Origin of the sequence: Streptomyces sp. NPDC050145 (genome assembly GCF_044460245.1) — a bacterium.
Lineage (GTDB): Bacteria > Actinomycetota > Actinomycetes > Streptomycetales > Streptomycetaceae > Streptomyces.
This window is the reverse complement of sequence record NZ_JBITJS010000030.1, coordinates 1-14,003: the sequence shown is the minus strand read 5'-3', so window position 1 is coordinate 14,003 and position 14,003 is coordinate 1. Positions and strand designations below refer to the sequence as shown.

Sequence of the window (14,003 nt, the reverse complement as noted above, 5' to 3'; positions counted from 1 at the left end):
CTCAGGGTGTCCACGCCCTGGTTCGAAGAGACCGGCAGCGTGAGTTCCTGGCTCGCCCTCCGGGGGAGGGCTGACAGTGGCGGGACCGCGCCGGATTCGCACCGGCTTCCTCTGCTGCTGCCGTATATGGCGAGGGAAGTGCACCACGCTCCGCGAAGGCACGTCAACTTGCTGTTGACCTGCGGCGGGTGAGTGTGGCCAGGTCCACAACACGTCGGCGGGGTGGGGACGCGCGTGCGTCCCCACCCCGCCGAGGGAGTGCTGCGACCGTGGTCAGGCCACGATCAGAAAGATCCCGTACGCGACCGCCGCCGAGCACAGCGCGAAGCACAGGTAGGCGCCGGAGACGGCGAGCGTCGCCGAACCGCCCGCGCGCGTCGCGGACTCCTTCTTGGAGAGGCCGACGATCCCGAGAGTGAACAGGCCCACCAGGGCCACGGTCACCACGAGGCTGACGCCGAACACGGAGCCGAGGGCCGCCCAGTCGATCTTCATAGCTGGTCCTGCTTCCTTACAGCGTGGCGCCGGTCGTGGCGCGCGCGGGGTCGGCCACCGAGGCGGCCGCGGCGGGCATCGGGGACTCCTCGACGGCGAGCGCACCGGTGGGCGGCGGCGTGACCGCGGCGATCGCGGTCGTGACGACACCGGCGGGCTCCGCGGCGGGGGCCTCGGTGCCGATCTCGTCGGCCGTCACGTTGTGCTGGTCGACCGAGTTGCGGCGGGACAGCACCCAGATGACCGAGGCGCCGCCGATGAGCAGCGCGGCCGTCAGGCCGATGCCCCACGGGCCCTGCTGGGTGAGGAACTCGGCGCCCGCGCCGACCAGACCGGCCGCCGGCAGGGTCAGACCCCACGCGACGAACATCCGGGTGGCGGTCGACCAGCGGACGACACCGCCCTTGCGGCCGAGGCCCGAGCCCATGACGGCGCCGGAGCAGACCTGGGTCGTGGAGAGCGAGAAGCCGATGTGCGAGGAGGCGAGGATCGCCGTCGCGGCACTGGTCTGCGCGGCGAAGCCCTGCTGCGGGGCCAGGTCGGTCAGACCCTTGCCCATGGTGCGGATGATCCGCCAGCCGCCCAGGTACGTGCCGAGGGCGATGGCCATGCCGGCCGAGACGATGACCCACAGCGGCGGGTCGGCGTCCGGCGCGAGCACACCGCCGGTGATCAGGGCGAGCGTGATGATGCCCATCGTCTTCTGCGCGTCGTTGGTGCCGTGCGCGAGGGAGACGAGGCCGGCCGAGGCGATCTGCCCGGCGCGGTAGCCCTTGGCGGTGGCCTTCTCGTCGGTCTTCTTGCTGATGCGGTAGGTCAGGCGCGTCGCGAGCATCGCGGCGAGGCCGGCGACGAGCGGCGCGGCGACCGCGGGCAGCAGCACCTTGGTGACGACGGTGCCGCCGTTGACCGACGACCAGCCCATCGACATGACGGCGGCGCCGATGAGGCCGCCGAACAGGGCGTGCGAGGAGCTGGAGGGCAGGCCGACCAGCCAGGTCAGCAGATTCCAGAGGATGGCGCCCACCAGCGCCGCGAAGATGACCTCTGTCTTGAGGCCGTCCTCGTTGATGATGCCGCCGGAGATGGTTTTCGCGACCTCGACGGAGAGGAACGCTCCGACCAGGTTCAGCACGGCGGACATGGCCACCGCCGTCTTCGGCTTGAGGGCGCCTGTCGAGATGGTCGTCGCCATCGCGTTGGCGGTGTCGTGGAAACCGTTGGTGAAGTCAAAGACCAGTGCGGTAACGATCACGATCGCTAGGAGCAGCGTGATGTGTTCCATTTACCCAGGCTTCGGTTGGACGTCAGTGGCTAGTTGAACGTAGGGAAGTCGGGTGAACGGAAGATGAACTGAGCGGGGCTGGGTGGTGTCCCGATCCGGCAGGTCTTCGCTCCGCTTCGTGCGGGGCGGCGGCGGGCGGCGCGGACCGATCCCGCGAAAGCCCCGGAATTCCGGGTTCCGCGGGACTTTCGGCCCGGTCGGACTACCCCCGGGCGAACCGCTCGAGCTGGGCCCGGGACCCGTTGAAGAGATTCTGATCACCCGGCAGGCCGCCCTTGTTGGCGTACTGCCAGAACGTCCAGTACGACCAGCGGCGCGGCAGCGGCCCCGCGGTCCTCGCGTAGTGGGCCAGCCACAGCGCGTGGTTCGCGGCGAAGGCCCCGCTGTTGCCGGTGCACTTCTTCCACCACGTGTAGTTGGTGTAGATCACCGGACGCCGCCCGGTCCGGCGCAGCACCTCGTCGCTGAACGAGTCGATCCAGGACACGAGCTTCGACCGGCTCATGCCGTAGCACTTCTTCTTCGCGCTGTACGGGTTGTACTCGATGTCGAGCGCGGGCGGCAGCGTCCGCCCGTCCCGGGTCCAGTCGCCGCCGTTGCGTACGAAGTAGGCGGCCTGCGTGCGGCCGGACGACTTGTCCGGCAGTGCGAAGTGGTACGCGCCGCGGATGATGCCCTGGTCGTGGGCGCCGTTGTACTGCTGGGCGAAGTAGGGGTTGCGGTAGTTCGTCGACTCGGTCGCCTTCACGTAGACGAACCGCGCGCCCTTGCTGCTCGCCTTCGCCCAGTTCACGTTCTTCTGGTGCGAGGAGACGTCGTGCCCCTTGGGCTTGCCCGCCGCCTGGGCCGGCAGTTCCGCGAGCGCGGTGCCGGCGAGCGTCAGGGCGGCGGCCGCGGAGACCGCCGCGACGACTCGGGCGCGACGACGGGACGGAGTGTGGTCACGGGCCATGTTTCCCCCCGGAAGCCAGTAGTCGTAGGGATGAGAAATATGCACATATGGGATGTGCCGGGGCGGGGATCTCGGTCCCGGCCCGGCGCGTTTCCCGCCGTTCGGGTGCCTGGCAGGATGCGCGCATGGGTGAACTCGAACAGGCGTGGGACGAGCTGGTGGCCACCGCGCGCAGGACCGTGACCGACGGCCTCGTCGTCGGCACCTCGGGAAATGTCTCCGTGCGGGTCGGCGACGGCGACGAAGCCCTCGTGCTCGTCACCCCCAGCGGTGTCCCCTACGACCGGCTCACGCCCGACGACCTGCTCGCCGTCGACCTCGCCGGGCGCACCCGGCGCGGCGCCCTCGTCCCCACGAGTGAGCTGCCGCTCCACCTCGCGGTCTACGGGAGCACGCCGGCGCGTGCCGTCGTGCACACCCACGCGGTGCATGCCACGGCCGTCTCGACGCTCGTCCCCGAGCTGCCGGCGATCCACTACATGACGATGGCCCTCGGCGGCCCGGTACGGGTCGCTCCGTACGCGACGTACGGGACGGAGGAGCTGGCCGGGAACATGCTGGGCGCGCTGGAGGGGCGCACGGGGTGTCTGCTCCAGAACCACGGCACGGTCACGTACGGGGACTCGCTCGACGCGGCCTATGACCGTACGGCCCAGCTGGAGTGGATGTGCCGGGTCTGGCTCGTCGCCCGCTCCGTGCCGGGCCTGAGCCCCTCTCTTCTGAGCGCGGCCCAGCTGGACGAGGTCGCGGAGCGGCTTGCCGGGTACGGACAGCGCCGCGACGGCTGATCCCTCGTCGCCGGGTGCGGGTGCGTCGTGGCTGGTCGCGCAGTTCCCCGCGCCCCTGATGAGGCTGCGCCTCATCGGGGAAATGCGGCGCGTAGCGCCTGCATTTCAGGGGCGCGGGGCTGTGTCGATATGCGGCTCCGCCGCGTGGGCGCGACCAGCCCCCACCGGGGCGCACCCGGCGACGAGACGGTCGGACCCCGTCACCCGGACCCGCCGCCCCACTGGCCGGTGGGCCCGACCGCTAAGACACTGGACACGTGCGCACCGCCAGAGCGACGGCCGCGGCCGTCACCACCGTGACCGGAGTCCTCGCCGCCTCGATCGCCTCGATCGCCGCGGGCCGGCTCGCCAGCGACGCCGCCCTGAAGGCGCGCGCCGGACGCCCGCTGCCCACCGAACCCCGGCTCACCGTCCACGCCGTCGCCGCGGGCCACGTCACCCTCACCCGCGACCTCGCCTCCCTGCGCTCGGGCACGTACGGGCTCGCCGGAGACGGCTACCACGCGGTCGTCGGACCCGTCGTCGAATCCGTGCCGCACCCCGCCGACACCGTCGTGCGCCGGCTCGACCGGGTCACCCACGGCGCCCTCGAACCCGGCGCCCACGCCTGGCTGACCCCCCAGGTCCACATCGGCGACCCCGCCTCCGCCCTCGGCCTCGAACACGCCGACGTCGACGTGCCCGGCGAACTCGGCGCCCTGCCCGCCTGGTTCCTGCCCGGCGCCCGCGACACCTGGGTCATCACCGTGCACGGCCTCGGCACCACCCGCGAACACCCCATGAACGTCATGGAGTTCCTGCACCGCCAGCGGTTCCCCGTGCTCGACCTCGCCTACCGCGGCGACCTCGGCGCCCCCCGCTCCCCGGACGGCCTGCACCACCTCGGCGAGACCGAGTGGCGCGACCTCGACGCCGCGATCCGCTACGCCGTCCGCTTCGGCGCCCGCCGCGTCATCGTGCACGGCTGGTCCACCGGCGCCGCCATGGCCCTGCACGCCGCGGGCCACTGCGCCCTGCGCGAGCGCATCGCCGGCCTGGTCCTCGACTCCCCGGTGCTCAGCTGGGAGGCCACCCTGCGCGCCCTGGCCCGCGCCCACCGCACCCCGCGCACCCTGCTCCCGCTCGCCGTCCGCGCCGCCCAGGGCCGCACCGGACTGCACACCGACCGCCTCGCCGAAGCCGCCGACCCGCAGAACCTGAAGGTGCCCACCCTGGTCGTGCACGGCCCCGACGACGAGGTCGCCCCCTGGACCCTCTCCCGGCGCCTGGCCGCCGCCCGGCCCGACCTCGTCACCCTGCACACCGTCGCCGACGCCCCGCACAACGCGATGTGGAACGCCGACCCGGCCACGTACGAAGAGACCCTGCGGCGCTTCCTCACGCCCCTCATGTAGCCGCGCGAACCGGGGGCCGGGTGCCGAACACAGGCCCGCGTTTGGGAAATCGCCGGGTCACGGGGAGACTGCTCCAGTGACGTCCCGTACCCCGCGCGACTCCCGGCTCCGACTTGTCCGCCCCCGCCGCCAGCCGCTGGCGCCCCCGGCCCCGCGTGCCGCGACCCGCCGCACCGCCCCACGCCCCCCGGAGGGCACGCCGCCCCCGGCCGAACTCGCCCGCACCGCCCGCGAGGGTCTCGCCGGCGCGGTCCAGGTGGCCCGCTGGGCCGACGCCACCCTGAGCCCCGGCAACGACATGGGCGCCCGCGACGGCAAGGGCACCCTCTCCGACACCACCGCACGGCGTGCCGCCGACGACCTCGGCCTCACCGTGGGCCGGGTCCGGGCCGACTGGGACACCGCCCGCCTCGCCGGGCTCGTCGAGGTGCACGGCGACAGCGCGCGCCCCGGCTGGCGGCTGCGCGCCTGGGACCGCGACGACACCGCCGTGCTGCGCGGCTGGGTCGCCCTGTTCGACGCCTGGTCGCTGGTCCACCCCGCGCCGGGAGACCTGGAGGCGGCCGCGGTCGCCGAGGCCGTCGAGGCCATGCCCCAGCTGCTGTCCTTCCTCCAGCTGATGGCCGGGCCCGTCGCCACCGAGCAGCTCCTGGACCTGCTCGGCCAGCGCGTCACCGAGCTGCGCACCGAACGCTGCGAGATCCCCTACGGCCCCCACCTGGAGGCCGACACGGCCGACGGCCCCGGCGCGGCCGAGGACACCCCGCTGCTGCCGCTCCTCGACTGGGCGCTCAGCGGCCTCGCCTCCGTGGGAGCGCTCACCTACGCCGACGGCCACGCCACCCTCACCCCGCTGGGCAGCTGGGCGGTCTGGGTCCGGCTCGAGCAGATCTGCGTGGCCGCCCAGTCACCCGCCGGGAACATCGAGGTCGCCGCCGAGGACATGCTGCGCGGCTGTGCCCGGCTGCGCCCCAAGGCGGCCCGCGACGAGTACCGGGCCTGGCTCGCCGCACGCGACATCGGCAACGCTGTCACCGAGCTCCTGGACGCCGCCCGCGGCGAGGACGCCCTGCTGCGCGGGCTCGCCTTCGAGGCGCTGCGCGTCGTCGGCGCCCCGGCCGAGCCCGAGGTCCGCAAGGCCGCCGAGGACCCGGGCCTGCGCGCCTACGCCCGGCTGTGGCTCGCCGAGCACGAGGGCGCCGACCCCGAGGACGTGCACACCGTGCTCACCCGCGAGGAGGCCACCTGGCTGTGGGTCGACACCGCCGCGGCCGTCGCCGACCACGGCGAGGCCCCGCTCCTCGTCCGGCACCTGGAGTCCGCGGTGCAGCCCACCGTGCCCGCGCTCATCGACGAGGTCCGCGCCGTCGGCCACCCGCGCACCGTGCAGGTCCTGGTCGCCCTCGCCGCCGCGCACCCCGACCCGGCGCTCGCCAAGGCCGTCCGCCGGGCCGCCTTCCAGGTCCACACCGGCGGGGCCTGACACCCGGCCGGGCTCAGCGGAAGGTGTTGCACTGCGCCATGTCGCCGCTCTCGTAGCCCTGGTAGAACCACTGCTGGCGCTGCTGCGACGAGCCGTGGGTCCACGACTCGGGCGTCACCCGGCCCTGGAACTTCTCCTGGATGCGGTCGTCGCCCACCGCGGCGGCCGCGTCGAGCCCGTCACGGATGTCCGCGTCGGTCAGGCTCGTGATCAGCGGCCGGCCCGTGGACTCGTCCGGCGTCTTCGTGGCGTGCCGGGCCCACACCCCCGCGTAGCAGTCGGCCTGCAGCTCGACCTTCACCGCGTTGCTGTTCTGGCCGGTGCGCCCGTCCTGCGCCCGCTGCAGCGTGCCCATCAGGTTCTGCACGTGGTGCCCGTACTCGTGCGCCACCACGTAGGCCTGCGCGAACGGGCCGCCGCTCGACCCGAACTTCGACCGCAGCTCCTCGAAGAAGCCCAGGTCGAGATAGACCTTCCGGTCGCCGGGGCAGTAGAAGGGCCCGACCGCCGAGGACGCCCGGCCGCAGGCCGTCGACACCTGGTTGGTGAAGAGCACCGTGGAGGCGGGGGAGTAGCGGCCCTGACGGCGCTGGAACTCGCCGGTCCAGTAGTCCTGCAGGCTGTTGACCACCGCGACCGTCCGGCAGTCCTGCTGTGTGTTCGCGTCCTGGCCCGTACGGCAGTGCTGCTCCACCTGCGCCGCGCTCGACACCGAGGTCGCCGGGGTGCCGGAGCCGTCCGACGACAGGCCGAACTCGTTCGTGCCGAAGAACAGCCCGAGCAGCAGGGCGATCAGTCCGGCGAAACCGCCGCCGACCGTCGCCTTCCCGCCGGGGATCCGGCTGCCCCGCACGTCCTGGACCTCCGAGGTGTCCAGCCGCGCGTCGTCGTCGAACTGCATGCGCCACCGCCTAGTCGCCGAGGGGCGGGACCGGGAGCCCGTGCCGCCGCTCCTCATGATCGGGCGCGCAGCCGCACCGGGCCCGGTCCGTGGGCCGAACGGGGGACGCGGCAGGTCGGGCGGGGCGGGAGGCGGCCCGGCAAAAGAGTTTGCATCCCACCGTTAAACTGTCTCGTATGACGTTTCTTCTCTGGGTGCATTAGCGGCGCCGACCGGCCCTCGCCCTGTCAATCCGCTGTTGATCCATTCCTGGAGACCCACTCGTGATCACCGCTTCCGGCATCGAACTGCGCGCCGGCGCCCGCATCCTCATCGAGAACGCCAGCTTCCGTGTCGCCAAGGGCGACCGCATCGGCCTCGTCGGCCGCAACGGAGCGGGCAAGACGACCCTCACCAAGTGCCTCGCCGGCGAGGGCATGCCGGCCGGCGGCACCATCACCCGCTCCGGTGAGGTCGGCTACCTGCCGCAGGACCCGCGCACCGGCGACCTCGACGTCCTGGCCCGCGACCGCATCCTGTCCGCCCGCGGCCTCGACGTCCTGATGCGCAAGATGCGGGAGAACGAGCAGCGCATCGCGACCGGCAGCGGCGCCACCCAGGCCAAGGCCCTGCGCCAGTACGAGCGCCAGGAGACCGAGTTCCTCACCAAGGGCGGGTACGCCGCCGAGGCCGAGGCCGCCACGATCGCCGCCGCGCTCAACCTCCCGGACCGTGTGCTCGGCCAGCCCCTGCACACCCTCTCCGGTGGTCAGCGGCGCCGTATCGAGCTGGCCCGCATCCTCTTCTCCGACGCGGACACCCTGCTCCTCGACGAGCCCACGAACCACCTCGACGCCGACTCCATCGTCTGGCTGCGCGACTACCTGAAGACGTACCGCGGCGGATTCATCGTGATCTCCCACGACGTGGACCTCGTCGAGACGGTCGTCAACAAGGTGTTCTACCTGGACGCGAACCGCTCGCAGATCGACGTCTACAACATGGGCTGGAAGCTGTACCAGCAGCAGCGCGAGGCCGACGAGAAGCGCCGCAAGCGCGAGCGCCAGAACGCGGAGAAGAAGGCCGCGACGCTGAACGCGCAGGCCGACAAGATGCGCGCCAAGGCGACCAAGACCGTCGCCGCGCAGAACATGGCCAAGCGCGCCGACCGGCTGCTCGCCGGGCTCGACGCGGTCCGCGTCTCCGACAAGGTCGCCAAGCTGCGCTTCCCCGAGCCCTCGCCGTGCGGCAAGACGCCGCTCATGGCCGAGGGGCTGTCGAAGTCGTACGGCTCCCTGGAGATCTTCACGGACGTCGACCTGGCCATCGACAAGGGTTCGCGCGTCGTCATCCTGGGCCTCAACGGCGCGGGCAAGACGACCCTGCTCAAGCTCCTCGGCGGCGCCGAGAAGCCCGACACCGGCCAGGTCGTCGAGGGCCACGGCCTCAAGCTCGGCTACTACGCGCAGGAGCACGAGACCCTCGACCCGGAGCGCACGGTCCTGGAGAACATGCGCTCCGCCGCCCCGGACCTGGACCTGGTCGAGGTGCGCAAGACGCTCGGCTCCTTCCTGTTCTCCGGCGACGACGTCGACAAGCCGGCCGGGGTCCTCTCCGGCGGCGAGAAGACCCGACTGGCCCTGGCCACCCTCGTCGTCTCCTCGGCCAACGTGCTGCTCCTCGACGAGCCGACGAACAACCTGGACCCGGCCAGCCGCGAGGAGATCCTCGGCGCGCTGCGCACCTACAAGGGCGCCGTAGTCCTCGTCACGCACGACGAGGGCGCCGTCGACGCCCTCCAGCCGGAGCGGATCATCCTGCTGCCGGACGGCATCGAGGACCTGTGGGGCCAGGGCTACGCGGACCTCGTCGCCCTCGCCTGACCCGCGCGTCAGCACGGCTTGATCGAAAGAATGATCCACTCCGTATGGATCATTCGGCCGAGCCGTGATCCTTCATCTGAGTGAGACGGCCTCGTACCGCGGTGTGTCCATCGCGCTCCGAGCCGCCCCCAGGGCCGTAGAACCCTTGCGGCGCCTGGGGAGTCACTGACCTGCCGGTTCCTTCGCGCCGGCCGTTCCGGGCGCCGCGCGAGCCCGCCGGAACCCAAAGTTCCACTCGTGTGGATCCCCCCACGGCTGCCCATCGGTCGCCTACGGACCTTGTCGAATGGGTGGCCAGGAAGCCCAAGAGGGGTGATCATGGGAATTCCAGAGCGCACTTCCCATGAGGAGGCACGGGTGGCCGAGACTCTGAAGAAGGGCAGCCGGGTGACCGGCGCCGCGCGCGACAAGCTCGCGGCAGACCTGAAGAAAAAGTACGACTCCGGTGCGAGCATCCGAGCGCTGGCCGAAGAGACCGGCCGTTCGTATGGCTTCGTGCACCGGATGCTGAGCGAGTCCGGGGTTTCGCTGCGAGGTCGCGGCGGGGCCACGCGAGGAAAGAAGGCCGCGGCGAGCTGACGCGTCTCGCGCAGCTCTCCGTTCCGACTCGTTCGGTTCACCGGCTCCGTCGGTGACCACCCGGTCGGTCGGCTGGCCGACCGGGTGGTTACTGTGCAGTCACTTACGCTTCGTGCGTGCTCATGACTGCGCAGACCCGGAGGTCCCGATGACCAAGATCGCACCCCTGCTCGACAAGGACGGCGTCCAGCTCATCGTCGACGACACGATCGCCACGGTGACACTGACCAACCCGGACAAGCGCAACGCCCAGAGTCCCGCGCTGTGGCGGGCGTTGAGCGAGGCCGGGCGTTCCCTGCCGGGTTCGGTGCGAGTGGTCGTGCTGCGCGGTGAGGGCAAGTCCTTCTCCGCCGGCCTGGACCGTCAGGCGTTCACGCCCGAGGGGTTCGACGGCGAGCCGTCCTTCATCGACCTGGCCCGCGGCGGCGAGGAGTTGCTCGACTCCACCATCGCCGAGTACCAGGACGCTTTCACCTGGCTGCGGCGCGGCGACATCCTGTCCGTGGCCGCGGTCCAGGGGCACGCGATCGGCGCGGGCTTCCAGCTCGCGCTCTCCTGCGACCTGCGCGTCGTCGCCGACGACGTGCAGTTCTCCATGCGTGAGACCAGCCTCGGGCTCGTCCCCGACCTCACCGGCACGCATCCGCTCGTCGGTCTGGTCGGGTACGCCCGCGCGCTGGAGATCTGCGTGACCGGGCGCTACGTCCACGCCGACGAGGCCGTGCGCAGCGGCCTCGCCAACGTCGCCGTGCCCGGCGACCAGCTCGAGGACGCCACCCGCGACCTCGTCGCCGCGCTCGTCGCCGCGCCCCGCGACGCCGTCGTCGAGACCAAGGTCCTGCTCCAGGGCGCCGCCGGGCGCACCCTCGACGAGCAGCGCGCCGCCGAGCGCGCCGCGCAGGGCCGCCGACTGCGCGACCTGGCCGGCCTCGGCGACTGACCCCCGCCCTGCGGCGCGGCCGCGGTCAGTCCGCGCTCTCCGTCACCAGCACCGCGACCGTCGGGGTGTCCGGGAGCGCCGCCGCCACGGCCTCCCGGACCGCGCGCGCCACGTCGAGCGCGCGGGCTCCCCGCGCCACCGCGAGCTCCACCCGTACGTGACGGCGGGGCAGGGCGGCCCCGCCGTGCTGCTCCGCCGCCCGCTCCTCGAGGTGGACCGGGCGGCCGAGACCGCCCAGGGCGCCGGTCAGCCGGGCCACACCGGGGACCGCGCGCGCCGCGTCGGCGACCCGGCCCGCGTCCCCGCTCGGATCGGCGCCGGGCGGCGACTTCTCTTCCGGTGCCTGAGGCTCTTCCTGCTGCTCGGAGCCCGGTGCCGCTCCCGGTTCGAGCAGCTCCGTCACCCGTACGTCGATCTCGGCCACGACCAGCCCGAGGCCGGTGTCCGCCGCCTCGGCCAGCGCCGCCCGCAGCCGCCCGGCGGCCCCGGGCAGCGGCTCGTCCGGCACCGCCGCGCACTCCGCGACGATCCGCAGCGGCCTCGGTGGCAGCGCACTCGGCGGGGCGGGCACCCCTGCCTCGTACGCCGTGTCGGTGTCGGTGTCGGTGTCGGTTTCGGCGAGGGCCAGGCGCAGGACGCCGAGGCGCAGCCCGGGCAGGCCGTCCACCGACCGGCGCAGTACCGCCCCGGCGGCCGGCTCCGCGATCCACGCCCCGTCACCGGGTCCACCGAGCGGCAGCAGCCGTCCCAGTCCCAGGTGGTGCCGTACGGCCTGTGTCCAGCGGTCAGCGGTCATGTCCCCAGGCTGCCTCATCCCGGGCGCGGGTCGGGGGAACCGCACTTAGTGTGGGCGGAGGAAAGCAGCACCCCGCAGCGAGACCGCACCTCACAGAGGGGACAGCCCCGATGAGTGACACCGCGCAGAGGCCGGGCGACGCGCCCACGGCATCGACCGGGAAGAGCAGCATGACCAAGAGGGGTGGTGGAGACCCCGGCGGCCGGGGGAAGACCACCATCGCCGACGGAGTCGTCGAGAAGATCGCCGGACTGGCCGCACGGGACGTCGTCGGCGTGCACGCGATGGGCAGCGGCCTGTCCCGCACGTTCGGCGCCGTACGCGACCGGGTGCCCGGCGGCGGGACGAAATCCGTGTCCCGCGGCGTCAAGGCCGAGGTCGGCGAGCTTCAGACGGCCCTCGACCTGGAGATCGTCGTCGAGTACGGCGTCTCGATCGCCGACACCGCGCGCGACGTGCGGGAGAACGTGATCAACGCCGTCGAGCGCATGACCGGCCTCGAGGTCGTCGAGGTGAACATCGCCGTCAGCGACGTGAAGCTGCCGGACGAGGAGGACGAGGAACCGGAGTCACGACTCCAGTGACAGCCGCACCGAACAGGTGGAGGAGCACAGGATGAATCTGGCCGTGGTCGGCATGATCGCCGGCATGGCTCTCGGCTTCGCCGGATACTTCGGCGGGTTCGGGGCGTTTGTGCTGGTGGCCGCACTGGGCGCCATCGGCTTCGTCGCGGGCCGGTTCCTCGAGGGGGACCTGGATCCCGGCGAGTTCTTCCGCGCCCGCGGCGACCGGCGGCGGTGACCGATGGCGGCACAGGTCGCCCCCGCCGAGCGCGGCGCGACCCGGATCGCCGACCGGGTCGTCGCGAAGATCGCCGCGTACGCGGCACGTGAGGCGCTCGACGTCGTCCCCGCGGACGGGGCACCGCCGCACGCCACGGTGACCGTGCACCACGACACGGCCCGCGTCCACGTCAGTCTCGAACTCGAGTATCCGGTGGACATCGGTGCCCAGTGCGCCGCCGTGCGTCGCCAAGTCGAGGAACGGGTAAGGACGTTGGCGGGGATGGAGGTCCCTGAGGTGGCCGTCGAGGTGGAGCGGCTGCACTCGGCGCACACCCGTGGAACGGACCGGGGGAGGATCCGATGAGCGAACCCACCGAGGCGCCGCCCGTCGCCGAGCGCTCGGGCGCCGAGCACCTCGACCAGTCCGCGTCCGCCGCCTCCTACACCACGCAGCCCACCCTCGACGGCGAGGACGGCACGCGCCGCTTCTGGTCGGCCCGCCGTGTCCCCGCGGCGCTGTGCGCGGTGGTGCTGCTCGGCGGGGGCGGCATCCTGCTCTACGACATCGCCGCCGTACGGGCGGGCCGCCCCGCGATGGAGTGGCGCCGCTCGCTGGCCCGGGAGCTCGCCGAACGGCCCCTCGACGACACCGCCGTGCTGATCGGCGCGGGTGTCGCCGCGGCGCTCGGCCTCTGGCTCCTGCTGCTCGCGGCGACCCCGGGGCTGCGCGCCGTCCTGCCGATGCGCCGGGTCCACGCCGACGTACGGGCGGGCCTGCACCGCGACGCCGCCGCGATGGTGCTCCGCGACCGGGCCATGGAGGTCTCGGGCGTGCAGTCGGTACGGGTCCGGATGAAGCGTTCCAAGGTGGAGGTGCGGGCGCTGTCCCACTTCCGCGCACTCGACGACGTACGGGCCGATCTCGACGCCGCGCTGGGCGAGGGCATCAGGGAACTGGGGCTCGGCTCCGCGCCCGGTCTCTCCGTGCACGTGGTGCGGCCCGGCAGGAAGGGGTGAGCGGCGTGCTCAGGACCGTCAACCGGATCGTGCTCGGCCTGCTCGGCCTGGTCCTGCTGCTCGGCGGCGGCTCCGTGCTCGCGGTCGGGCTCGGGGCGAACCCGCCCTCCTGGTGGATCTACAGCGGCTCCGACGACGTGCTGCTCAGCGCGGCGGACCGGGACCGGTGGCGGGACGAGGGCTGGTGGTGGCCCACGGTCATCGCCGTCCTCGCCGTCGTGGTGCTGCTCGCGCTGTGGTGGCTGGTGGCGCAGCTGCGGCGGCGGCGCCTGGCCGAGGTGCTCGTCGACACGGGCGACGGGGAGGGGGCGCTGCTGCGCGGCCGCGCGATGGAGCAGGTGCTGTGCGGCGCCGCCGAGGCGTTGGACGGGGTCGATCACGCGGGCGTTCTGCTGACGGGGCGGCGGAACGCTCCGCGGGCGCGGGTGCGGATGACACTTGAGCCGCATGCGGGGCCCGGGGAGGCGTTGCGGGTGCTCTCCGAGGAGGCGGTCGGTCAGGCCCGCGATTCGGCCGGCCTGGACTCCTTGCCCGCCGAGGTTCGTCTCCGGGCGGTGAAGCACCGGGCGGAGAGGGTCAGCTAGCTCTCGTCGCGGGCTGCGGGCCGGTGGGGCTTCTCGCGCAGTTCCCCGCGCCCCTGATGAGGCTGCGCCTCATCGGGGAAATGCGACGCGAAGCGTCTGCATTTCAGGGGCGCGGGGAACTGCGCGACCAGCCCCCACCGGG

At 72.8% G+C, this 14,003-nt stretch carries 16 protein-coding genes and 1 riboswitch; of the genes, 11 read left to right on the top strand and 5 right to left on the bottom strand.

Annotated features, from left to right (window positions below):
- Positions 1-21: 21 nt before the first annotated feature.
- Positions 22-165: riboswitch (cobalamin riboswitch) on the bottom strand.
- 108 nt (positions 166-273) lie between these two features.
- The 3 genes from ACIBTU_RS37715 to ACIBTU_RS37705 all read right to left on the bottom strand — a co-directional run bounded on the left by ACIBTU_RS37715 (position 274) and on the right by ACIBTU_RS37705 (position 2,732).
- Complete coding sequence (locus ACIBTU_RS37715; RefSeq protein ID WP_399131270.1) at positions 274-495, bottom strand: hypothetical protein; 222 nt, start codon at positions 493-495, stop codon at positions 274-276.
- Between the two features lie 16 nt (positions 496-511).
- Entirely contained in the window at positions 512-1,780 is a 1,269-nt protein-coding gene (locus tag ACIBTU_RS37710; protein ID WP_399131269.1) for an anion permease, read from the bottom strand.
- 202 nt (positions 1,781-1,982) lie between these two features.
- Positions 1,983-2,732, bottom strand: coding sequence for a lysozyme (locus tag ACIBTU_RS37705; protein WP_399131268.1), 750 nt, complete (start codon positions 2,730-2,732; stop codon positions 1,983-1,985).
- 125 nt (positions 2,733-2,857) lie between these two features.
- Between ACIBTU_RS37705 and ACIBTU_RS37700 the strand changes: the two genes are divergently transcribed.
- The 3 genes from ACIBTU_RS37700 to ACIBTU_RS37690 all read left to right on the top strand — a co-directional run bounded on the left by ACIBTU_RS37700 (position 2,858) and on the right by ACIBTU_RS37690 (position 6,397).
- Complete coding sequence (locus tag ACIBTU_RS37700) at positions 2,858-3,520, top strand: class II aldolase/adducin family protein (RefSeq protein ID WP_399131266.1); 663 nt, start codon at positions 2,858-2,860, stop codon at positions 3,518-3,520.
- 257 nt (positions 3,521-3,777) lie between these two features.
- Entirely contained in the window at positions 3,778-4,914 is a 1,137-nt protein-coding gene (locus ACIBTU_RS37695) for an alpha/beta hydrolase (protein ID WP_399131265.1), read from the top strand.
- 76 nt (positions 4,915-4,990) lie between these two features.
- Complete coding sequence (locus tag ACIBTU_RS37690) at positions 4,991-6,397, top strand: hypothetical protein (protein ID WP_399131264.1); 1,407 nt, start codon at positions 4,991-4,993, stop codon at positions 6,395-6,397.
- Between the two features lie 13 nt (positions 6,398-6,410).
- On the opposite strand, the gene ACIBTU_RS37685 is transcribed toward ACIBTU_RS37690, so the two are convergent.
- Positions 6,411-7,298 carry a neutral zinc metallopeptidase gene (locus tag ACIBTU_RS37685; protein ID WP_399131263.1) on the bottom strand — a complete coding sequence of 296 codons (888 nt, stop codon included), beginning with the start codon at positions 7,296-7,298 and terminating at the stop codon, positions 6,411-6,413.
- Positions 7,299-7,561: 263 nt separating this feature from the next.
- On the opposite strand from ACIBTU_RS37685, the gene ACIBTU_RS37680 reads away from it, so the two are divergent.
- The 3 genes from ACIBTU_RS37680 to ACIBTU_RS37670 all read left to right on the top strand — a co-directional run bounded on the left by ACIBTU_RS37680 (position 7,562) and on the right by ACIBTU_RS37670 (position 10,679).
- The gene (locus tag ACIBTU_RS37680) at positions 7,562-9,160 is read left to right on the top strand and encodes an ABC-F family ATP-binding cassette domain-containing protein (RefSeq protein WP_399131262.1); all 1,599 of its coding nucleotides are present in this window, start codon (positions 7,562-7,564) and stop codon (positions 9,158-9,160) included.
- 357 nt (positions 9,161-9,517) lie between these two features.
- Positions 9,518-9,739: a helix-turn-helix domain-containing protein gene (locus tag ACIBTU_RS37675; protein WP_399131261.1), complete on the top strand. Its 222-nt coding sequence runs from the start codon at positions 9,518-9,520 to the stop codon at positions 9,737-9,739.
- Positions 9,740-9,887: 148 nt separating this feature from the next.
- Positions 9,888-10,679 carry an enoyl-CoA hydratase/isomerase family protein gene (locus ACIBTU_RS37670; protein ID WP_399131260.1) on the top strand — a complete coding sequence of 264 codons (792 nt, stop codon included), beginning with the start codon at positions 9,888-9,890 and terminating at the stop codon, positions 10,677-10,679.
- 25 nt (positions 10,680-10,704) lie between these two features.
- Here ACIBTU_RS37670 and ACIBTU_RS37665 read toward each other — a convergent pair whose 3' ends face one another.
- Positions 10,705-11,475, bottom strand: coding sequence for a nucleopolyhedrovirus P10 family protein (locus ACIBTU_RS37665; protein ID WP_399131259.1), 771 nt, complete (start codon positions 11,473-11,475; stop codon positions 10,705-10,707).
- Between the two features lie 110 nt (positions 11,476-11,585).
- Here ACIBTU_RS37665 and ACIBTU_RS37660 point away from each other — a divergent pair, with 110 nt between their 5' ends.
- The 5 genes from ACIBTU_RS37660 to amaP are packed head-to-tail and all read left to right on the top strand — an operon-like array spanning position 11,586 to position 13,861.
- Positions 11,586-12,059 carry an Asp23/Gls24 family envelope stress response protein gene (locus ACIBTU_RS37660; protein WP_399131258.1) on the top strand — a complete coding sequence of 158 codons (474 nt, stop codon included), beginning with the start codon at positions 11,586-11,588 and terminating at the stop codon, positions 12,057-12,059.
- Between the two features lie 31 nt (positions 12,060-12,090).
- Positions 12,091-12,276, top strand: coding sequence for a hypothetical protein (locus ACIBTU_RS37655; RefSeq protein WP_399131257.1), 186 nt, complete (start codon positions 12,091-12,093; stop codon positions 12,274-12,276).
- A gap of 3 nt (positions 12,277-12,279) precedes the next feature.
- Positions 12,280-12,624, top strand: a complete 345-nt coding sequence (locus ACIBTU_RS37650; protein ID WP_399131256.1) for an Asp23/Gls24 family envelope stress response protein — start codon at positions 12,280-12,282, stop codon at positions 12,622-12,624.
- Positions 12,621-13,277: a DUF6286 domain-containing protein gene (locus tag ACIBTU_RS37645; RefSeq protein ID WP_399131255.1), complete on the top strand. Its 657-nt coding sequence runs from the start codon at positions 12,621-12,623 to the stop codon at positions 13,275-13,277. Before ACIBTU_RS37650 ends, ACIBTU_RS37645 begins: the two co-directional genes overlap by 4 nt.
- Positions 13,274-13,861 (top strand): alkaline shock response membrane anchor protein AmaP, encoded by a 588-nt coding sequence (gene amaP / locus ACIBTU_RS37640; protein WP_399131254.1) that lies wholly within the window; start codon positions 13,274-13,276, stop codon positions 13,859-13,861. Before ACIBTU_RS37645 ends, amaP begins: the two co-directional genes overlap by 4 nt.
- Positions 13,862-14,003 lie beyond the last annotated feature (142 nt).